Source organism: Bacillus sp. HMF5848, assembly GCF_003944835.1.
In the GTDB taxonomy this organism is placed as follows: Bacteria; Bacillota; Bacilli; order Bacillales; family HMF5848; genus HMF5848.
Genome location: NZ_RWIV01000001.1, coordinates 3,059,497 through 3,082,076, shown reverse-complemented (window position 1 = coordinate 3,082,076; position 22,580 = coordinate 3,059,497). Strand labels below are relative to the sequence as shown.

The following is a 22,580-nucleotide window of genomic DNA, read 5'->3' as shown; positions in this document are numbered from 1 at the left end:
TGCAATCTCTTCTGCAATGTTAGTGGTATACGGAAATATTAAAATACTTCAAACCACCTTTAGCATCCGGACGAAGACAATGGAGTTAATCAGTTCAATAAGCATAACTTGGACTTCATATTTGATACATTAGCGCAAATAATATAAAATGTATGAATAGTCATGTAGTAAAAAAAATAATCCCTATGAGGTGACTATCTATGGTTAACTTGAAAAATAAAAAAGTCCCTCTTTTACCGCTTAGAGGTTTACTTGTGTATCCAACAATGGTGTTGCACCTTGATGTAGGCAGAGATAAATCAGTAAATGCCTTAGAAAAATCGATGGTGGAAGACCATTATATTTTTTTAACAAGTCAAAAGGAAGTTTCAACTGAAGATCCAACTGAAACAGATATTTTTCCTATTGGTACTTTAACGAAGGTTAAACAAATGCTTAAGCTTCCAAATGGGACCATTCGTGTACTTGTTGAAGGAATATGTCGTGGTGAAATTGTCAATTTTTACGATGAAGACGATTATTTCGCTGTAACATTAAAAACATATGAAGATGATGAGGAGCAAGATGCTGAAATTGAAGCGTTAATGCGTTCAGCTTTGCAATATTTTGAGCAATACATAAAACTATCGAAAAAAATCTCAGCTGAAACATATGCTACAGTGTCAGACATTGAAGAACCAGGGCGAATGGCGGATATCATCACATCCCACTTGCCATTAAAGATAAAAGAAAAGCAAGACATTCTTGCTATTATTGACGTAAAAGAGCGACTTCATCAAGTCATTTCATTGATTCATAATGAAAAAGAAGTTCTTCATCTAGAAAAGAAAATAGGTCAACGAGTAAAACGTTCTATGGAACGCACGCAAAAAGAATATTATTTACGTGAACAAATGAAGGCCATTCAAAAAGAACTAGGTGATAAAGAAGGCAAAACAGGTGAGGTTGAAGACTTAAAATCACGCGTTGAAAAAGCTGGTATGCCAAAGAATGTTTACGACGTTGCGTTAAAGGAGCTGGACCGTTATGAGAAGATTCCAGCATCATCAGCAGAAAGCTCTGTTATTCGTACATACATTGATTGGTTATTAGCGTTGCCATGGCAAAAAGCCACTGACGACAAAATTGATGTATCTCGAGCTGAGCGAATCTTGGACGAAGAGCATTATGGTCTTGAAAAAGTAAAGGAACGTGTATTAGAATTTTTAGCCGTGCAAATGCTAACGAACTCATTAAAAGGACCAATCCTTTGTCTAGCTGGCCCTCCAGGTGTTGGTAAAACGTCACTTGCGCGCTCTATAGCTGAGTCTATGAATAGAAACTTCGTCCGTGCATCATTAGGAGGAGTACGTGATGAATCAGAGATTCGTGGACATCGTCGAACATACGTTGGAGCTATGCCTGGACGTATCATTCAAGGAATGAAGAAGGCTGGAACAATTAATCCTGTATTTCTATTAGATGAAATAGATAAAATGTCAAATGATTTCCGCGGTGATCCGTCTGCTGCGCTGTTAGAAGTATTGGATCCTGAGCAAAATTTCAATTTTAGTGATCACTATATTGAAGAACCGTATGACTTGTCGAAGGTAATGTTTATTGCAACAGCAAATAGTTTGGCAACTATACCAGGGCCTCTTCGAGATCGAATGGAAATTATCCAATTATCAGGTTATACAGAAGAAGAAAAGCTTCATATTGCAAAGGATCATTTGTTACATAAGCAGCTTAAGGAGCATGGCCTTGAAAAAGGTAAAATGCAAATTCGAGACGATGCTATGATAAAGCTTATTCGTTATTATACACGCGAGGCCGGTGTCCGTTCACTAGAACGCCAGATTGCAAAGCTTTGCCGAAAAGCCGCGAAGATTATTGTAACTGGAGATCGCAAGCGTATTGTGTTCACAGAGAACAATATTGAAGAGTTTCTTGGTAAGCCTATGTATCGCTATGGTCAAGCTGAGCTAGAAGATCAAGTTGGTGTGGCAACTGGTTTAGCCTATACAACTGTTGGAGGGGATACTTTATCTATAGAGGTGTCACTATCTCCAGGAAAAGGAAAGCTTGTGTTAACAGGGAAATTGGGGGATGTCATGAAGGAATCTGCGCAAGCGGCATTTAGCTATATTCGCTCACGAGCAGAAGAGCTTCATATTGATCCTGACTTCCACGAAAAAAATGACATTCATATTCATGTGCCTGAAGGAGCGGTTCCTAAGGACGGTCCGTCAGCTGGAATTACAATGGCAACAGCTCTTATCTCCGCCTTGACTGGAAGACCTGTTCATAAAGAAGTAGGAATGACAGGTGAAATCACGTTACGAGGCCGTGTACTACCAATAGGGGGTTTAAAGGAGAAATCATTAAGTGCGCATAGAGCAGGCTTGAAAAAAATTCTATTGCCAAGAGACAATGAAAAAGATTTAGAAGATATACCAGATAGCGTGAAGAAGGACTTAACGTTTGTGCTTGTTTCACATTTGGATGAAGTGCTTAAACATGCGTTACGAGAGGATTCAAAATGATAATAAAAACTGCAGAAATAGTCATGAGTGCGGTAAGTCCCGCACAATACCCGGGTGATAATTTACCAGAGATTGTTTTGTCTGGACGATCCAATGTCGGAAAATCATCGCTCATTAATACGCTCCTTGGAAGAAAAAGTCTAGCAAGAATCTCATCTAAACCAGGCAAAACACAAACATTGAACTTTTATTTAATTAATGAATCGTTTTATTTTGTGGATGTACCAGGTTATGGTTATGCTAAAGTATCTAAGCGAGAGCGTGAAAAATTTGGTGAAATGATTGAGACATATTTAACAGAACGTGACCAGTTAAAGGTTACATGCTTGCTTGTCGATTTGCGCCATGAACCAACAGAAGATGATTGTATAATGTACAACTACTTGAAGCATTTCGGCTTACCAACTATTGTTGTTGCTACAAAAGCTGATAAAATACCTAAAGGTAAATGGACGCAGCATGAAGCGCGTGTTCGAAAAACATTAGATATGGTAAAAGAAGACCAAGTTGTGTTGTTTTCATCTGAAACAGGTAAAGGCAAAGACGAATTATGGGGTCTTTTAAAAAAAGCTATAAAATAAAAAAAGAATGAAGCTTTTTGCTTCATTCTTTTTTTATTACAAGTTAACGTTGAATCCAGGCGACAGCAAGTTCACTTGAATAAGCTTCTCTAGATGGGCGCTTTTTCGTTTCTATGTATATTCTACCTTTTTTTTCTAAATAATAAGGAAAGTCCGATAACAACCAATAGAGCTGGCCAAAATCTCCATATATTTGTTAGTGTATTTCCTAACGTATCGAAAATGCTAAAGATTTCCTTGTAAAAGAAAAAGATTGCTGCAATGGCAAGTGTAAGCAAAGCGTGAGACAAACCTGACTTGGTTTTTGTATACTTTAAAAAAAGACTAATACCAACGATAATTAGAATAACACCACTTCGATTAGAAGCAAGGTAAGGTATATAATTATCTAAAATAAAATAGCTACCAAGTCCAATTAAAATGTAACCTGGTATAAGCATTGGTACTTCATTAACCTTATATGCTTGTACAAGAAATGCGAAACCAATAATAATGAGAATAGTAGGCCATGATAAAAACTCTTTTGGTATTGGTGTTGCAAATTGCTGAAGTAATAGGAATACACCTATCCCTACTAGTAAGATTCCGGTGTAAACAACATGCTTCTTCATAATTACTACCTCCACTGGAAAGAGACACTTCTTGAAAAAATTGGCCGATTTTGTTATTGTACTAGAAGTAAGAGAAAAAAGACACATAGACAAACAGTGACGATTAAAATAATATGTCTCAAAAAAGAACGGCATCTTCTAGTGTCTTATCCTAATTAAATTTTTATTAAATAATAGCGCATTGCGCTTTTTATATGTATCATCTTACCATAATGTGTTCATATTATGTTCACAATTTTTCAGAAACGTAATGTTATAATATAGACTAGATAACTGTGTCCTAACACTCAAAGGGGGTGTCATTGTAATTATGCAAATCGTAATGGTCGGACTAAACTATAAATCGGCCCCTGTGGAAATTCGGGAGAAGTTTTCATTTGATGGTTCTGAGCTAACTGATGCGATGACACAATTGAAAAATAGCAAAAGCATTCTAGAGAACGTCATTATTTCAACTTGTAATCGTACTGAGATATATGCTGTTGTTGATCAACTTCATACAGGTAGGTATTATATTAAACACTTTCTTTCAGAATGGTTTCGCTTAAATAAATCAGACTTTACGCCATATTTAACTATTTATGAGAATGAGAGTGCGGTTGAACATTTATTTAGAGTTACATGTGGGCTTGACTCGATGATCCTCGGAGAAACACAAATTCTCGGACAAGTGCGTACAAGTTTCCTAAAGGCACAACAAAATGATACTATTGGCACGTTGTTTAACTACCTATTCAAACAAGCTGTAACAGTAGCAAAACGTGCGCAAAGTGAGACGGACATTGCTTCTAATGCTGTTTCGGTTAGTTACGCAGCTGTAGAATTAGCAAAAAAGATTTTTGGTGACCTCAAGGATAAGCATGTGCTTATTTTAGGTGCCGGAAAAATGGGTGAATTGGCCGCTGAGAATTTACATGGTAGCGGTGCAAAGAAGATTACTGTTATTAATCGTACGTATGAGAAAGCTCTAACTCTTGCAGAACGTTTTGCTGGAAGAGCGAAGCAAATAGAAGAACTACAATGTGCTTTGCTAGATGCTGACATCTTAATTAGCTCAACTGGAGCAAAAGATTATGTGATTACAAAGGATAGCATGCAGCATGTGGAAAAGATGCGTAAAGGACGCCCCATTTTCATGGTAGATATTGCAGTTCCACGTGACTTGGATCCTGCTATCGGTGACCTGGATTCAGTATTTTTATATGATATAGATGACTTACAAGGTATTGTTGAAGCTAATTTACTTGAACGAAAGAAAGCTGCAGAACAAATAGAGATTTTAATCGAAGAACAAATAGTTGCCTTCAACGATTGGCTCAATACTCTTGATATAGTTCCAGTTATAGCGGCGCTTCGTAATAAGGGCTTTTCTATTCAAGAAGAAACAATGCAGAGTATTGAGCGTAAGCTACCAAATTTAACTGAACGTGAACGGAAGGTGCTTAATAAGCATACTAAGAGCATTATTAATCAACTGCTTCGCGATCCTATTTTATACGCAAAGGAATTATCAGGTGAAAAGCATGCCGATAAATCATTGGATGCTTTTGTAAAGATTTTTGGTATTGAAGCCGATGTGCAACAAGAAATTGAGGTTCAAAAGGAAAAACATAAGAAAACAGTAGCTGAATTTGTTCTTGCTGAAGCGCAGTAACAGCTAGCTACTTCTCCTTTTGGGAACGAGGAGTTTCAATTATGCTTGATATGTCTGTGACAAGGCTTTATGAGTTAACAATAATCTTATATGCTAGTAGCGTCTTGCTATATTTTATAGATTTTCTACAACATAACCGGAAGGCAAACCGCGTCGCCTTCTGGTTACTTTCTATTGTATGGCTTCTGCAGTCAACTTTTTTAGTCATTCAAATGATTAAAACTGGCAGACTTCCTATACTAACAGTTTTTGAAGGCTTGTATTTTTATGCGTGGGTTCTTATATCGTTATCGCTCGTGATCAACCGTTTATTGAAGGTTGATTTTCTTGTCTTTTTCACTAATTTGTTAGGCTTTTTTATAATGGCTCTGCATACATTTGCACCTGCTCAGCACGAATCGGCTGTTGTAGCACAACAATTAGTTAGTGAACTATTAATTATTCATATTACTATGGCATTGCTTTCGTACGGTGCCCTTACAGTGTCATTTGTTTTGACGGTTTTATACGTTATTCAGTACAATTTGCTAAAGCAGAAAAAGTGGGGTAAGCGTTTACTAAGAATTAACGACCTTTCTAAACTAGAACATGTGGCGTATTTGTTTGTAGTGCATGGTGTGGCGACTTTGTTGCTTGCACTACTGCTAGGTATAATTTGGGCTTATGTTAAAGTTCCTCACTTTCAGTGGTATGATGCAAAGGTTACAGGGTCCTTTACTGTTCTAGCTGTCTATTGCGTTTATTTATATTTAAGAGTTTCCTTAAATGTTCATGGTAAAAAGCTTGCGCTTTGGAATATTGCTGCTTTTTTTGTGTTACTAATTAATTTCTTTTTATTTGGAAGTTTATCTCGATTTCATTTTTGGTATTCATAGGGGGTTTTGTGTTGAGGAAAATAATTGTTGGGTCTAGAAGAAGTAAATTGGCATTAACGCAAACTAATTGGGTAATAGATCAGCTAAAAAAGCTAGGTGCACCATTTGAATTTGAAGTAAAAGAGATTGTTACAAAGGGTGACAAAATCCTTGATGTGACTCTATCAAAGGTAGGAGGAAAAGGCTTGTTTGTCAAAGAGATAGAACAAGCTATGTTTGACGGTGAGATTGATATGGCGGTTCATAGTATGAAAGATATGCCTGCCGTCCTTCCAGATGGATTAACGATTGGTTGTGTGCCAGCACGTGAAGATTTCCGTGATGTGTTAATAAGCAAATCTAAAGCCCCCCTAGCAGAGTTACCAGCTGGTGCTGTTATTGGAACGAGTAGCTTACGTCGTTCCGCGCAAATCTTAGGTCTCCGTCCTGATGTTACGATTAAGTGGATTCGAGGTAATATTGACTCGCGTATTGCGAAGCTTGATACAGAAGAATATGATGCGATCATTTTAGCAGCTGCTGGGCTGAAAAGAATGGGCTGGTCCGGTGATGTAGTAACCGAATATTTACCCGAAGACAATTGTGTACCAGCAGTCGGCCAAGGTGCATTAGCAATAGAATGTAGGGACGATGATGCTGAGCTTTTACAAGCTTTACAGCTATTAAATGATAAAATAACGGAACGGACAGTTCGAGCTGAAAGAGTATTCCTTCACAAAATGGAGGGAGGCTGTCAGGTGCCTATTGCTGGTCATGCAACACTAACAGAAAAAGATGAAATATCTTTGACTGTTCTTGTTGGTGCACCAGATGCTAGTGTCATTTATAAAGAAACTGTTGTAGGACATGATTCTTATGAAGTGGGAGTTGAAGCGGCACGTCGATTAGAAACATTAGGTGCCAAAGCACTTATCGATAAAATTAAGACAGAGCTTGATGAATCATGATAATAAGCGGATTACGTGGCAAAAGAATCCTTGTCACTCGTTCAGTTGAACAGGCACAATCATTCACTGAAAAAATCCGTGCGAGGGGAGGGGTTTCAATTGAAATCCCTCTTATCTCCATTCAAGAAGCAACACACAACGAACATACAATCATTTCAACTATACAATACTTACATACGTTTACATGGATAATATTCACAAGCGCTAACGGAGTACATTATTTTTTTCAATATCTAGACAAAGTGAATTATAATGAAGATCTCCCTAACATAGCTGTTGTCGGTAAGAAAACAAAACAAGTACTACAACAATATGGTTACGAGCCCACACTCGTACCAAAGAAGTTTGTTCAAGAAGACCTCACAGCAGAGCTTGTCAGCCGAGTTGATTTAAATGATCGCGTACTGTTCGTTCGTGGGAATTTAGCTAGAGGTGTGCTCATCGAGGAATTACATAGAAGAAATATAGCTTGTTCTGATTTAGTGGTATATGAAAATGTAGCAAATATGGAAGTGAAGTCAGAATTAATTAGGCTCATACAAGCTAAAGATATAGATGTTATAACTTTTACTAGTCCGTCAACCGTTAATAATTTTGTTGATATTCTTGAGAATCAGCTGAATGAGGTGAGTAATGTCCTGATAGCTTGTATTGGGCCCATTACAAAGCATGCTGCTGAACAAAAAGGGCTACATGTAACAATTTGTCCGGAAACGCATACTATTGATGCGCTCATGGATGAATTAGAAAGCTATTTTTCATAAAAGGGGAAGATAATCAATGTTTACAAGACACAGACGTTTACGTAACACAACCAATTTACGAGCACTCGTACGTGAAACTCATTTGCACGTTGAAGATTTAATTTATCCTGTGTTTGCTATAGAAGGCGAAGGTAAAAAAAATCCTGTCGCATCTATGCCGGGTGTGTATCAAATGACTTTAGATTGTTTAGAAGAGGAAATGCGGGAAATTGTTGAGCTAGGAATCAAGTCTGTCATTGTATTCGGGGTGCCGGCTGAAAAAGACGAGGTTGGCTCGCAGGCGTACTGTGATTCAGGTATAGTGCAGCAGGCCATTCGTCAGATTAAACAAAATCATCCTGAGTTAGTAGTTATTGCAGACACTTGCTTATGTCAATATACGTCACATGGTCACTGTGGAGTGATTGAGGATGGATATGTAGTAAATGATGCGTCATTAGAGTTATTAGTACAAACAGCAGTAAGTCAAGCTAAAGCTGGTGCTGATGTTATTGCTCCGTCAAATATGATGGATGGTTTTGTCGCGGCTATTCGTGCGGGATTGGATGAAGCCGGTTTTGTTAATATTCCGATCATGTCATATGGTATTAAGTATGCATCTAGCTTTTACGGCCCATTCCGCGATGCAGCGCACAGCTCACCGCAGTTCGGAGACCGTAAAACGTATCAAATGGACCCTGCCAATCGTTTAGAGGCAATGAGAGAAGCAGAGTCTGATATTGCTGAAGGTGCGGACTTCTTAATAGTTAAACCTGCTTTATCGTATCTTGATATTATTCGTGATGTGAAAAACAACTTCAATGTACCGATTGTTGCTTATAATGTTAGTGGTGAATATTCAATGGTTAAAGCGGCAGCACAAAATGGTTGGATTGATGAGAAGGCAGTTGTGCTAGAAATGTTAACAAGTATGAAGCGCGCAGGTGTAGATTTAATTCTTACATATTTTGCAAAGGATGTCGCACGCTGGTTACATGATAACAATTAATAAGGAGTGAACGAACGCTATGCGCAATTATGAAATGTCGAAACAAGTATTTAAAGAAGCTGTTACGTTAATGCCTGGTGGGGTAAACAGTCCTGTTCGTGCTTTTAAATCGGTTAACATGGACCCAATTGTGATGGAGCGCGGAAAAGGCTCAAAAATATATGATGTCGATGGAAATGAGTACATTGATTACGTGCTTTCATGGGGACCACTTATTTTAGGACATGTCAATGACAAAGTTGTTGAAGCAATAAGAGAAGTAACGGAGCGTGGAACAAGCTTTGGCGCGCCTACAAAAGTAGAAAATGAGTTAGCAAAACTTGTAATTGACCGCGTACCATCAATTGAAATGGTACGCATGGTAAGTTCGGGTACTGAAGCTACTATGAGTGCGTTACGGTTAGCACGTGGATTTACAGGAAGAAATAAGATTGTCAAATTCGAAGGCTGCTATCACGGACATGGAGATAGTTTACTTATAAAGGCTGGCTCTGGGGTTGCTACTTTGGGGTTACCAGACAGTCCTGGGGTCCCTGAAGGTGTAGCGCAAAACACGATAACAGTGCCATACAACGATATGGAAAGCCTTCGCTTCGCTTTTAACGAGTTTGGCGACGATATTGCAGCTATTATAGTGGAACCAGTCGCAGGAAATATGGGCGTTGTGCCACCACTACCAGGTTACTTACAGCAGTTGCGTGATATAACAAATGAATTCGGAGCTCTATTAATTTTTGATGAGGTTATGACAGGCTTTCGTGTAGATTATCGCTGTGCACAAGGATATTATGACGTGACCCCTGACTTAACTTGTTTAGGTAAAGTCATTGGTGGTGGACTACCTGTTGGTGCATACGGCGGTCGCGCTGATATTATGGCAAAAGTAGCACCGAGCGGACCAATCTATCAAGCAGGCACTCTTTCCGGTAATCCGTTGGCGATGTCAGCAGGACTAGCAACATTGTCGCAGCTAACCCCTGACACGTACGTCGAGTTTAATAAAAAAGCAACTCGCCTTTTAGAAGGATTAACAACGGCTGCTAAAAAATACGATATTCCACATTCGACAAATCGAGCAGGTTCTATGGTAGGCTTTTTCTTTACAAATGAGACAGTTACTTCGTACGAAAAAGCAAAAACCTCTGATTTACAAATGTTTGCACGCTTTTACCAAGAGATGGCAAACAATGGTGTGTTCTTACCACCATCACAATTTGAAGGATTATTTTTATCGACGGCTCACAGCGATGAGGATATTGAGCATACAATCGATGCTGCTGAAAAAGCATTTGCAGTCATACGAGGATAACAGCTCTGTTCTAACAAAGCACTTTTCTTTGTACACATTTGTACGAAGAGGGGTGTTTTTTTATTTTTTTGTTATAAAAAAAGTGTATACGGATTTATGAGGAATATATAAATCTACAGCTCTTTAAAAGTAACTCATTTTCCGCTGTCACAAGATAAAACTGTTAATACCATCACAGTAAAGGGCTCAATCTTATCCACTAATATAATGTGTTCTTTAAAAAAACAATCATAATCTCTAGTGTTGATACATATTTTTGTAGTGTCATAGTTGTTTATATTTCTGTAATTGACGTAATGAAAGGAGGACTTATATGACTGATCAGAATTCGTATTTACGTTTTTCTGTTGAAGAATCTGTTTGGTTCCAAAAGGGACAGGAAGTAGCTCAGCTCGTTTCTATTTCACTCGATCCTGACATTGCTATCCATGAGCACGAACAATATATTTCGATTCGGGGCGCATTGCAATTAACAGGTGAGTATCAAATAGATGAACAAGATGAGGAAGAAGAGTATATCGCTGGACGAAGGTATGTACAAGAAGTTCGTACTCGAGAAGATGGGAATGGAGAAATGGCACATCGCTTCCCAGTCGATATAACTATCCCTAAAAACAGAATTCAAAATTTAGAAGATGTGTATGTGTCTGTGGATTCGTTTGATTACGAATTACCAAGCAGTGGATGCCTGCAACTAACCGCTGATATTTCGATTAGTGGGATATATGGCACACAACAGAGTACACCTGCACGTGAAGAGGAACACGAAGAAGAGCTATCAGCTGTATCAGATGTAACGGCTGATGATAGCCCTCAGTTTACAAGTAATTCAAACACTGTGATTGATGAGAATGACGAAGTCGAAAAAGACGAGCAATCTATTCAAGAGAGTTCAGATGAGTTAGAGGAGCAGGATGCTGTTCTTACTCGCTTCCAGTCAATTGATGACAAGGTGGATACGGCAGAAGAAAATAGCGAGGATTTAACATATACGCCTTTTGAAGTTGAAGCCCGCAAGGAAGCATATGAGGAAGTTGTATATGAGCGTGAAGAAGAAATAGAGGATCAAGAAGAGGACGAAGCAGTCCTTGAAAACGATGAATCAGAAGATGCTGTTGTTGCATCTGACAATGATATCGAAGAAGATGAGACTGAAGAGAACGAGGAAAATGAAGATTTGGTTCTTACCGGAGCAAGAACTGAGACGAAATCACCTTTAGTTGAATTAAAAGGGCGTCTTGAAAAAAGCGAATCAGCTTCTCATGCTGCTGAACAGGATACAGCCCCTGCAGCACCAAAAAAAGAAAATACGTTATATTTAACTAAATTATTTGCAAGAGAAGAAGAAGATGAGTTTACGCGTATGAGAATCTGCATCGTTCAGCAAGGGGAATCGTTAGAGCATATTTGTGAGCGATATGATGTGTCGATGCAATCTTTATTACGAGTGAATAATTTAGAAAGTGATTTAGATGTGTCGGAAGGACAACTGCTTTATATTCCTACGCTTGTAAAAAAGTAATTGAACTTAACTAGGGTGAGTGAGGTTTCCTCCTCACCTGCTTTATCGTTAAAGGGCTTTTCTGCACCATAATATAATGGTCATTACTTAGCTAAAGTACAAAAATCCAATTGGTATTTTAAAAGGGGTGAAGCGATGCTGACATCAGTGTTGCGGGGCTATAATATTACACCCGAATATGTTGAAGCATATGGACGTGCCCAAAAAGTAGTTTCAAGAAATGGTACGTACGCATTGAAACAAACAAGCTTAGAACACGCACGTAAATTAGAAAATATTTTTACTTATTTAAGAGAAAAAGGTTTTAATCATTATGTACCAGTGCATAGGGCAGCAAATAATGAATACGTCTTGGAGCAAAAGGACACAGCGTACTATTTAATGCCATGGTATGCTAACAATGCAAATGAAGAGCGTAATGAAAAGCATTTAACAATGTTTAGGGTATTAAGTGACTTGCACCGAAAAACAATGGAAGAAATTTCAGTAACAGATGAAGAGATAACAAAGCAATTTGAGCAATATACGGAGAAATGGAACAAGCGTAAAGAAGAGCTTGAGGAGATTATAGATAGCTTTGAGCGAAATATTTATATGTCCCCGTTTCAGCTTAACGCATGTTTTTTTTATAATAATACGATCAGTGCGATAGACTATGCTTTGCAAAAAATGGAGACATGGCAGGAAGAAGTAACAAAGGATAAAAAAGCACGTCTTGTTTTAACGCATGGTAACTTGTCAATACAGCACTTTGTTTATGATGATTTAAAAAATGCTCGCTTACTAAACTTTGAAAGAAGTTATTTTGCAGCTCCTATTCATGATTTAGTTCCATATTTCTATAAAGCGTTACGAGGCTATCCAACACAATGCGAAGATTGTATTACGTGGTTGTATCAATATCAGCAAGATTCACCTTTACAACCAGCAGAGCTAGCATTATTTCAATGCTATTTAGCTACTCCGAATCATATGTACAGGCACCTTATTGAGTATGCAAAGCCTAAGCAAAATATCTCTGAGTTAAATGCTGTGACTAAATTACAAAAAATATATTGGCAACAAAAAAATATTGAGTATGTGTGCACGCGTATTGATCAAATTGAAGAAGAAAAACAACAACAAAACACCCAAACTACTTCATCGTAGGTTGGGTGTTTTGCATCCGAATTCAAGACTATTAATATTTCAGCCATGCAATATGCGTTGGCGCATAGCATGTTCCTCTTTTTAAATCCAATCTAAATACAGGGAGCACGCAAGCAAAATTAACAAGCCAAGTAACACCACATCAAATGATGTAGGCAATATAAGCGTACGAATTCCTTGAAAGACAGTTAGAGGTATAATGCAGCTGAAGATGAATGGCCGAATATGGAGACGCCACGGAGGCCATCCATACAAGCTAAAGCGTCGTTTCATCAAGCTGTCTCCTCTCCATAATTATTAATTACTTTAGCTTATGATGTAGTTAATACAATTGTCACAATTCCTTATTTGATTTTAACTTTTAAAAATAAAAAAGTTTGTCAATAATATTGACGTAACAGGTCAATATTCGATAGTATATAATCTATAAACTTCGTATGAAGCAACAACAATAGCTTTATGAAGCAACTATAATTTAATTTATAAAAAACTTTGATTGGGAAGAGTACGATTGTTACGCTTATAGAGAGGGAGACCATTAGCTGAAAGGTTTCCTAAGTAGTGCAATGGGAAGGTCGCCCTTGAGTTGTTTCTTTGAACTTGCTTTCAGCAATAGTAGAAGAAGCCGGTGAAAAGCCGTTATCTTTATGAGAGCCTAGATTTCTAGGAACAAAGGTGGTACCGCGGAAGGTTGCAAATATGCTCCTATCGTCCTTTTTTAAGGATGATAGGGGTTTTTTTATGTTTTTAATTACTATATAAAAAGCCTTTAGTAATACACCTGCTTCAAGACACGAATTTTTTCGTAGTCTACTGAGTCTTCTCAAAAACAAAGTAAAAATGGATGCTGGAGCTTTAGCAGCTCTTTACGTTTTTTAATTTTATAGGAGGTTAGGAAAAATGGACAAAACATTACCGACAAAGTATAACCCTAGTGAAGTTGAGCAAGGACGATATAAATGGTGGATTGATAAAGAGTTTTTTAAAGCAAAAGGAGAGGCTGATAAACAACCTTATACGATTGTAATTCCTCCACCAAATGTAACAGGTAAACTACATCTCGGGCATGCATGGGATACAACTCTTCAAGATATTTTAACGAGAATGAAGCGTATGCAAGGCTATGATGTTTTATGGTTACCGGGTATGGACCATGCGGGAATTGCTACGCAAGCAAAAGTAGAAGAAAAGCTTCGTTCTGAAGGAAAGTCACGTTACGACTTAGGACGTGAAGCGTTCGTTGAAGAAACATGGAAATGGAAGGAAGAGTATGCTTCACATATTAGAGCGCAATGGGAAAAGTTAGGCTTAGGCTTAGATTACTCACGAGAGCGTTTTACTCTCGATGAAGGTTTATCAAAAGCAGTTCGTGAAGTGTTCGTTAGCTTGTATAAGAAAGGTCTCATTTATCGCGGCGAATATATAATTAACTGGGATCCATCAACAAAAACGGCATTATCGGATATAGAAGTTATTTATAAAGAGGTTACAGGTGCTTTTTATCATATGAAGTATCCATTAGCTGATGGGTCGGGTCACATTGAAATTGCGACAACTCGTCCAGAAACTATGCTAGGTGATACGGCCGTTGCTGTTCATCCAAACGATGAACGTTACAAGCATTTAATAGGTAAAAAAGTTAAATTGCCAATCGTTGGTCGTGAAATTGAAATAGTGGCGGATGATTATGTTGATATGGAGTTTGGCTCCGGTGCTGTCAAAATTACACCAGCACACGACCCAAATGACTTTGAAATCGGAAATCGACATAATTTAGAACGTGTACTTGTTATGAATGAAGACGGCACAATGAACGACAAAGCTGGAAAGTATGAAGGACTTGATCGCTTTGCGTGTCGCAAACAAATAGTAAAAGACTTACAAGAACAAGGTGTTTTATTTAATATTGAAGAGCATGTTCATTCTGTTGGGCATAGTGAACGTAGTGGGGCTGTAGTCGAACCATACTTATCTACACAGTGGTTTGTAAAAATGCAACCTCTAGCTGATGAGGCCGTTAAATTACAACAAGGTGATGATGCGGTAAACTTTGTACCGGATCGTTTTGAGAGAACATATTTACATTGGATGGAGAACACGCGAGACTGGTGTATTTCACGTCAATTATGGTGGGGCCACCGTATCCCTGCGTGGTATCATAAAGAAACGGGAGAAATACATGTAGATCATGAACCACCAACTGATTTAGAGAACTGGAGACAGGAAGAGGATGTACTAGATACTTGGTTTAGCTCAGCATTATGGCCATTTTCAACGATGGGCTGGCCTGATACAGAGTCAGCTGATTTTAAACACTTTTACTCAACTGATGTTCTCGTAACGGGCTATGATATTATTGGGTTTTGGGTTTCACGTATGATTTTCCAAGCGTTAGAATTTACTGGTGAGCGTCCATTCAAGGATGTTCTCATTCACGGACTTGTTCGTGATGCAGAAGGACGCAAAATGAGTAAATCACTTGGCAATGGTGTCGATCCAATGGAAGTGATTGATCAATATGGAGCCGATTCACTCCGTTATTTCTTATCCACAGGATCTTCGCCAGGGCAAGATTTACGTTACTCTACGGAAAAGGTAGAATCAACATGGAACTTTGCAAATAAAATTTGGAACGCTTCACGCTTTGTTTTAATGAACATGGGTGAATTTAAGTACGAAGATATTGATTTAACAGGGGAAAAATCAGTAGCAGATGAATGGATTCTCACTCGTCTAAATGAAACAATTGATGCCGTAACAAAGCTGGCAGATAAGTATGAGTTTGGCGAAGTAGGTCGCGTACTATATAACTTCATTTGGGATGATTTATGTGACTGGTACATTGAAATGGCAAAGCTTCCTCTTTACGGTGATGATGAGCAAGCGAAGCATACAACTCGATCAGTACTTGCGTATGTACTTGAAAGCACAATGAAGCTATTGCATCCATTTATGCCGTTTATTACCGAGGAAATATGGCAGCACCTTCCGCATGAAGGGGAGTCAATAACTCTTGCAAGCTGGCCAAAGGTTAATGATGATCTTACGAATAAACAGGCTGCTGCAGATATGAAACTACTTGTTGATATTATTCGTTCTGTGCGTAATATTCGTGCAGAGGTTAATACGCCAATGAGTAAGCAAGTACCATTAATGATTCGTGCGAAAGACGACACTGTTCTTAACCAGCTTACAACAAACAAGCATTATATAGAGCGATTCTGTAATCCAAGCGATTTACAAATTGCCGTTAATATTGAAGCACCAGACAAGGTGATGACGGCTGTTGTCACAGGAGCTGAATTGATCTTACCTTTAGCGGGCTTATTGGATGTAGAAGAAGAAATTAAACGATTAGAGAAAGAACTTGATAAACTAAACAAAGAAGTTGAACGTGTTGATAAAAAATTAAGCAATGAGGGCTTTGTGAAGAAGGCACCTCAACACGTTATTGAAGAAGAAAAGCGTAAGCAAAACGATTATATTGAAAAACGTGAGACAGTTCTTCAACGTTTAGCAGATTGGAAAAAATAATACTTTAAAAGCATGACAAGACGAATCTATTAATAAGGTTCGTCTTGTCGCTGTATCATGTCTAAATGAAAACATGGGCGGATATGCATTAATAGTTATTACTTGCATGCATTTTTAATGTAGCACTACTAGAATCATTAAAACAGTGATGGAGGCGTACAGCTCATGACTAACAAAATGACTTATAATGAGGCTGTGTCATGGATACATAATCGTTTACGGTTAGGTATTAAGCCTGGCTTACAACGTATGAAATGGATGATGGAGAGACTAGGTCATCCTCATAAAAAAATGAAAGCAATACATGTTGGTGGAACAAATGGGAAAGGCTCAACTGTTTGTTTTGTTAGAAATATTCTTGAACAGCATTCTTATCAAGTTGGAACATTTACCTCCCCATACTTAATCTCCTTTAATGAGCGAATTAGCGTGAATGGTGAACCGATTACAGACAATGAGATAACTGAATTAGTACAAATAATAAAACCTTTAGCTGAACAGCTCGAAACAACCGAATTAGGAGCACCAACAGAGTTCGAAGTTATAACTGCAATGGCATTTTACTACTTTGGCGAGCTTAGGAAAGTTGATTTCGTAATTTTTGAGGTTGGACTGGGAGGGCGTTTAGATTCAACTAATATAGTTGAACCACTAGTGTCTGTTATTACTTCTATTGGCTTTGATCATATGGCAATCCTAGGTGATTCACTTGAGCAAATTGCATTTGAAAAAGCTGGAATAATAAAAAAAGGTACCCCTGTTGTAGTTGGAGTAGATCAAGAAGAAGCTCTGACTGTCATTAAAAAGCAAGCAATTCCTTCACAAGCCGACATTTTAGTTTTAAACACGGAAGCGATTATTAACGATCATGAAGTAAAAGCGAGCGGGGAACTATTTACATTAACAACTCCACTTAAAAAATATAAACAGCTTGATATATCTATGAATGGATTCCACCAAGTTCGCAATGCCTCCATTGCTGTTATGGCTGTCGAGCAATTACATAATCAAGGTGCACTAACTATCGATGATGTATCTTTACGGAATGGATTACATAAGGCAAATTGGCAGGGGCGGTATGAAATATTGCAATCCTCACCTCCTATTATAATTGATGGCGCTCACAACCCTGAGGGAGTAGCCAGTTTACTTGCTACACTTGAGGCACATATTCCGCATAAAAGATGGCATTTTATTATCGCAGTCTTAAATGATAAAAAGTTAGAAAATATGTTAAACTCGATTTCATCAAAAGCTAGCTCTGTCTCTTGCACAACATTTAATTTTCCTAGAGCATGTCAAGCCGAGGAATTAGCTGAACTTATTCATCATGATAATAAGCAAATCTTTGATGATTGGCGCCATGCTATTGATGAAAACATCCGACAATTATCGGAGGAGGACGCGTTAATTATAACCGGTTCGCTTTATTTTCTATCAGATGTTAGAAAATATGTTCTAGAAAGTCTGTGACATTATCTGATAATATATTAATTATATGCTTACAGAACAATGAACAAATGGAGGGGAAGCAATGGTAACAAGAAGATTTCAAATCTACTTATATGTTCTGTATCTTTTACTTGCGCCTGTTGTTTTATATTATGTATACATACAAGACAATAATCTTCAGCAGTTAGCAACGCTTGATTATGTACTGTTTACCATTATCATGGTTGTTGTTTCCCTTTTTCCAATTGTTATAAATGGAACCCCTATTCTGTTTGCTCATGGCGTGTCTTTAGTTATTTTTCTTACATATGGTCTATTGGCAGAAATTATTGCGATGCAGGTTACGGTTGTGTTATTAATGCTTCGCTTACGAGTTTCTAAGTCCGAAAGCTATCGTTTACCGCTAAACCTTCTCATCTTTCTAATAGGGTCATTAGTAAGCGGATTAGCATATTACAGTCTTGGTGGCACGCACAGCATTAGTCAACCCCTTACTTTTACGGGCTTTTTTATTCCTGTCGTCGCGTATGTTGTCGCTAAATATGTGAGCAATACAACAATCGTGTTAATCACAAAAAGGCTACTAATGAATGAAAAAATGAAATATTTTACAAGGGAAACGCTATGGGATGTTGTATCCGAACTTGTCGTTTTTCCTTTAGGGCTCATATTATTTATATTATATTATGAAGTTGGTAGAGAAGCTTTAATATATATTGGTGGTATTTTAATTATACTATCAGCTGTATTACAAATGTTTTATAAAAGCCAACAAGTGAATTACTATTTGCAAAAAGCTAGTGAAATAGGCCATCAATTAGCTGAGCGACTTGATGTTGAGAAAGTTATTGATTTATTCACTGAGAAAATTTTTGATATGCTACCGATTGAACATTCTTTTATTTTTGATGTTGATGAGAATGATAATTTAATATTAATTCAATATGTGAAAAATGGTAAAAAGAGAGATCATAAGATAGATTTTGAGGAAATCCCTTCAGGAGAAGGCATTGTCTACAAGGCATTCCAAACAAAGGCTGTTGTGTTGTATGATTCGCAAGAGCATTGGGATATAGTTACATCGCAATATATACCTAAAACGTGTCAAAGTGTACTAGCAGTTCCTATTATGCGTCATAGCTATGTCGCTGGCGTGCTTGTAGTTACCTCGCGCAAAAAAAGAGCTTTTGAAAAATACCAGCTTATGATAATGGATATTTTATCATCTTACCTAGCGGTTGCTGCTGAAAATGCAAGACACTATGAAGAAACTAAAAAAAGAAGTGAGCATTGTGCGCTAACAAACTTATACAACTATTATTATTTTGAAACAGTACTAGAAAAGCAGTTTAATAGACTACAGTATTCTAAAGAAATAAATAATCTCTCGCTCATTTTACTTGACATAGATCACTTTAAGAGGGTCAATGATACATATGGCCATCAAAGTGGGAATGTAGTTTTATGTGAAATTGCAAAATGTTTAAAGCAAGAGATTGGGGACAGAGGTATTGTTGCAAGATATGGTGGAGAGGAATTTGTAATCTTACTCCCTGATGTAGATTGGAAACAATGCTATCAGTATGCTGAGTGTATTCGACTAGCTATTGCTAATACACCTTTTCCACTTCAAAATGATTTAAGCGATAAGACCGACACACAAAGTGTGTCTGTAACGGTTAGTATTGGAATCGCAACAGCACCAGAGGATGCTGACGATGCACAATCACTTGTACGCCATGCAGATAGAGCGATGTATGTAGGTGCTAAACAAGCTGGACGTAACCGCGTAGCAGAATACTTAAAGTAATTGGATGCATGGGGACGGTTCTCATGCATCCATTTTTGATGGATGAAAATAGCCTTCTTAAAATAAATTAACGAAAAAAAGGATGTCTATGTCGAAAACCTCGACGTAGTCATCCTTTTCTTTTCTTATTTATTTCATTTCGTTATCCTGTATCTCATTAGTTTGATCTTCAGGTATTTCAATATCACTGTCTTTACCTATTTGTTCTTCAGCAATTACATCGTCTTCAAGTACTACTTCTTCCGTACTTTCATGTATGATCGTAAATTTAGCGAAAGATTCTCTTAATAGATTCGCAGTGTGAGACAATTCATTTGCAGAAGCAGAGAGCTCTTGGATAGTAGCGTTTTGTTCTTCAGTAGTTGCCGAAACTTGTTCCAAACTACTAGCGGATTGTTTGGATACGTCTTGAATGTCACGGGCAGCTAAAAGCATCGATTGCATCTTATCTTTTGTTGTTTCAACAGAATGCTGTACTACGTCGGCTTGCTCTTTAACTTGATGCATAGATCCTGCAATTTGATCAAAAATAGTTCCTACATTATTTACTAATTCAGATCCTTTTGCAACTGCCACTGAGTTATCTTTCATGACAGTTACCGCTGTTGCTGTTTCTTTTTGTGTTGATTTAAGGATTGTAGCAATATTACCAGCTGCACCTGCTGTTTGTTCAGCAAGCTTACGAACCTCAGCCGCTACAACACCAAAGCCTTTGCCATGCTCTCCGGCACGAGCAGCCTCAATAGCAGCGTTAAGCGCTAGTAAATTTGTTTGCTCAGAAATATCAGTAATAAGAGTAACAATTTGTTGAATTTCTTTAGACTGACTGTCCAACGTTTGAATAACTTCTCCTAAATTTTGAACCTTCACATTAATATTTTTCATGTGATTAATTACATCACGAACATGAGAGTGTCCTTCTTCAACTTGAGTCGTTGTATTCATTGTGATATGCATAGCATCCTTCATGCTACCAGAAACACTCTCAAGCTGAGATGATATATCATTTACAGACATGTTAGTTGCTTCAGCCAGCTGTGTTTGTTGTTCAGCCCCAGACGCAACGTGCATGATTGCTTCTGTAATTTCTGTGTTAACCTGTGACGTAACTTCCGCATTTTGATTTAATGTTTGTGACATATCATTTACATTGTCAGCTAGTGTCATAATTCGCTGAATGGATGTTTGAAGCTCGTCTTGTAAACTATTCATAGCCGTCGAAACTTGTCCAATTTCATCATGTGACTTGTCTTGCAAATGAGTGACTGTCAAATTTCCGCTTGCTAGTTCATTGCAGTGAGCAACAACTTTTTTGAAGCGTTTGCTGATCCCTTTACTTACAACCCATTGAGTTAAGATTGATAATAAGAACGCAGCAGCGAGAATAATGAATGCATTTCTGATCATGTCTTCTGTTGATTGCTCCATCCCTTTAACAAGGGCTTCTCGTTCGCTTATTACGATGTCACGCAGTTCATTTAAACGAACCACGTTTACGTCACGAAGAGCATTGATTTTATTTTGTAAAGAAATAACTTCATAAATACTTAAACTGTCACCCTTAGCGCGTTTACTCGCAACTGTTGAACGAACAGGGTCCTCAAATTTTTTATTTAAGTCAGCGTTCACTATTGTAACAACTTTATATAGATCCTTTGCACGATCTGTCGTTAAGTGCTGTTCAAGCTTCTCAGCATGACTTACAAATTGTTTGTCCATTTCTTCGAAAGCTTCAATTGTTTCAGGCTTTGGTTCTGCCATATAATCAATGGCCAAAACGAACTTTTGGCGGAATAAAGATCCCATTTCCGAAATCATAATAGCAGCATCACTTTTATTGTCGATCTTTTCTTGTTCTTCCATTAGCTGAAAAATAGTATTTGTCATAAATACAAACACAGCGATGAAGATAATCATCGTAAAAGCGAAGACAGTAGCATATTTTCGCCCAATCGATAACCTATTAAATAGATTCATAGTCGTACACCTCGTATGTATGAATTTTGTATTGCATTATGACTCAAAACAAGCAACAGGTATTGAAAGCGCAAGCGATTGCACGCCTATTTGCTATATAAAAGCAAGTCTTTCGAAATACCAAAATTTAGCACCTTTGGAGTGTAATTACAGGTTGTCAAGTTTCTATATGTTTATTGTATTTCAATAGGTTTTAAATGTAAATATAGTATTAAGAAAACGTTAACAAAATGTTGTAAAATGTCGAAAAAAAGCCACCGAGATGGCAGCTTCTTAGTTTAAAATACTTTTTGCTATTGTGATAATTTCTTCTTTGATCACCTTTTCTGTGAGAGATGGATTTCTGTAGGTGATGTAGTATTCTAGTTTGTTGTCACTGAAGATAAGAATCCAAGCCGGTTTTTTAGGATCATCTTTTAAAAAACCTTTAATTAACGAGCCATTAATGTTATTAGTTATGCTTATTTGCTCAAAATTAGGACCTGAGACATTATAGCCTTGTGAAAAGTTTGAATACGTAATATAAAGTTTTGAATCTATCCCTAATACGTCTCCATTAACTTCAAACGATAAAGCAGCATGTTCTGAATTTTTGTCCGATAGCACGGAAATCACTTCAAAATTAGACTGTTTAAAGTTACTAGGTGTCTTAATATGGTATGGTAATAGAGTTAATACCTCATCTAACGTTGCGGGATGTGTTTCTTTAAACTCAGTAATATCAACAACTGCAAGGCTCGTATTATCTTGAATCGGATTTTTTTGGCTTAATACATAGGCAAATATACCAAATATAATAATGCCCATAATGCTTAATAGAATAACATATTTTATAGACTGTTTCATGGATTCACACCCTTTAAATAATGAGAAAATTTAACA

At 37.5% G+C, this 22,580-nt stretch carries 17 protein-coding genes, 1 pseudogene and 1 other annotated feature; of the genes and pseudogenes, 13 read left to right on the top strand and 5 right to left on the bottom strand.

What is annotated here, in order from left to right:
- The first annotated feature begins 200 nt into the window (after positions 1–200).
- Positions 201–2,525, top strand: a complete 2,325-nt coding sequence (gene lon / locus EJF36_RS14815) for an endopeptidase La (protein WP_125907058.1) — start codon at positions 201–203, stop codon at positions 2,523–2,525.
- A complete protein-coding gene (yihA, locus tag EJF36_RS14810; protein WP_125907057.1) occupies positions 2,522–3,106 on the top strand; it encodes a ribosome biogenesis GTP-binding protein YihA/YsxC in 585 nt (194 codons plus the stop codon). The genes lon and yihA overlap by 4 nt, the downstream gene beginning before the upstream one ends.
- 122 nt (positions 3,107–3,228) lie before the next feature.
- Here yihA and EJF36_RS14805 read toward each other — a convergent pair whose 3' ends face one another.
- A complete protein-coding gene (locus EJF36_RS14805) occupies positions 3,229–3,717 on the bottom strand; it encodes a LiaI-LiaF-like domain-containing protein (protein ID WP_125907056.1) in 489 nt (162 codons plus the stop codon).
- 310 nt (positions 3,718–4,027) lie between these two features.
- Between EJF36_RS14805 and hemA the strand changes: the two genes are divergently transcribed.
- From hemA to ysxE, 8 genes are all read left to right on the top strand, one after another.
- On the top strand, positions 4,028–5,371 hold the full coding sequence (hemA, locus tag EJF36_RS14800; protein ID WP_125907055.1) for a glutamyl-tRNA reductase: 1,344 nt from the start codon (positions 4,028–4,030) through the stop codon (positions 5,369–5,371).
- Positions 5,372–5,412: 41 nt separating this feature from the next.
- On the top strand, positions 5,413–6,246 hold the full coding sequence (locus EJF36_RS14795) for a cytochrome C assembly family protein (RefSeq protein WP_125907054.1): 834 nt from the start codon (positions 5,413–5,415) through the stop codon (positions 6,244–6,246).
- Positions 6,247–6,257: 11 nt separating this feature from the next.
- Positions 6,258–7,193 (top strand): hydroxymethylbilane synthase, encoded by a 936-nt coding sequence (gene hemC, locus EJF36_RS14790; protein WP_125907053.1) that lies wholly within the window; start codon positions 6,258–6,260, stop codon positions 7,191–7,193.
- A complete protein-coding gene (locus EJF36_RS14785) occupies positions 7,190–7,957 on the top strand; it encodes a uroporphyrinogen-III synthase (protein ID WP_125907052.1) in 768 nt (255 codons plus the stop codon). Before hemC ends, EJF36_RS14785 begins: the two co-directional genes overlap by 4 nt.
- Positions 7,958–7,973: 16 nt before the next feature.
- Complete coding sequence (hemB, locus tag EJF36_RS14780; protein ID WP_125907051.1) at positions 7,974–8,945, top strand: porphobilinogen synthase; 972 nt, start codon at positions 7,974–7,976, stop codon at positions 8,943–8,945.
- A 19-nt stretch (positions 8,946–8,964) separates the two neighbouring features.
- Complete coding sequence (gene hemL / locus EJF36_RS14775) at positions 8,965–10,254, top strand: glutamate-1-semialdehyde 2,1-aminomutase (RefSeq protein ID WP_125907050.1); 1,290 nt, start codon at positions 8,965–8,967, stop codon at positions 10,252–10,254.
- A gap of 313 nt (positions 10,255–10,567) precedes the next feature.
- Positions 10,568–11,776, top strand: a complete 1,209-nt coding sequence (gene spoVID, locus EJF36_RS14770) for a stage VI sporulation protein D (RefSeq protein WP_125907049.1) — start codon at positions 10,568–10,570, stop codon at positions 11,774–11,776.
- A 135-nt stretch (positions 11,777–11,911) separates the two neighbouring features.
- A complete protein-coding gene (gene ysxE, locus EJF36_RS14765; RefSeq protein ID WP_125907048.1) occupies positions 11,912–12,925 on the top strand; it encodes a spore coat protein YsxE in 1,014 nt (337 codons plus the stop codon).
- 81 nt (positions 12,926–13,006) lie between these two features.
- Here ysxE and EJF36_RS14760 read toward each other — a convergent pair whose 3' ends face one another.
- Positions 13,007–13,198 carry a hypothetical protein gene (locus EJF36_RS14760; RefSeq protein WP_125907047.1) on the bottom strand — a complete coding sequence of 64 codons (192 nt, stop codon included), beginning with the start codon at positions 13,196–13,198 and terminating at the stop codon, positions 13,007–13,009.
- A gap of 210 nt (positions 13,199–13,408) precedes the next feature.
- Positions 13,409–13,644 (top strand) — a binding site (T-box leader).
- A 181-nt stretch (positions 13,645–13,825) separates the two neighbouring features.
- On the opposite strand from EJF36_RS14760, the gene EJF36_RS14755 reads away from it, so the two are divergent.
- The 3 genes from EJF36_RS14755 to EJF36_RS14745 all read left to right on the top strand — a co-directional run bounded on the left by EJF36_RS14755 (position 13,826) and on the right by EJF36_RS14745 (position 19,721).
- Positions 13,826–16,459: a valine--tRNA ligase gene (locus EJF36_RS14755; RefSeq protein WP_125907046.1), complete on the top strand. Its 2,634-nt coding sequence runs from the start codon at positions 13,826–13,828 to the stop codon at positions 16,457–16,459.
- 165 nt (positions 16,460–16,624) lie between these two features.
- Positions 16,625–17,932 (top strand): bifunctional folylpolyglutamate synthase/dihydrofolate synthase, encoded by a 1,308-nt coding sequence (locus tag EJF36_RS14750; protein WP_260471910.1) that lies wholly within the window; start codon positions 16,625–16,627, stop codon positions 17,930–17,932.
- Positions 17,933–17,993: 61 nt separating this feature from the next.
- Complete coding sequence (locus tag EJF36_RS14745) at positions 17,994–19,721, top strand: sensor domain-containing diguanylate cyclase (RefSeq protein ID WP_125907045.1); 1,728 nt, start codon at positions 17,994–17,996, stop codon at positions 19,719–19,721.
- A gap of 129 nt (positions 19,722–19,850) precedes the next feature.
- On the opposite strand, the gene EJF36_RS22220 is transcribed toward EJF36_RS14745, so the two are convergent.
- From EJF36_RS22220 to EJF36_RS14735, 3 genes and pseudogenes are all read right to left on the bottom strand, one after another.
- Positions 19,851–20,792, bottom strand: a complete 942-nt coding sequence (locus EJF36_RS22220) for a methyl-accepting chemotaxis protein (RefSeq protein ID WP_395940638.1) — start codon at positions 20,790–20,792, stop codon at positions 19,851–19,853.
- 126 nt (positions 20,793–20,918) lie between these two features.
- Positions 20,919–21,128 (bottom strand): annotated as a pseudogene (locus EJF36_RS22215) (HAMP domain-containing protein); the annotation flags it as partial.
- Between the two features lie 843 nt (positions 21,129–21,971).
- The gene (locus tag EJF36_RS14735) at positions 21,972–22,544 is read right to left on the bottom strand and encodes a hypothetical protein (RefSeq protein ID WP_125907043.1); all 573 of its coding nucleotides are present in this window, start codon (positions 22,542–22,544) and stop codon (positions 21,972–21,974) included.
- Positions 22,545–22,580: the final 36 nt, after the last annotated feature.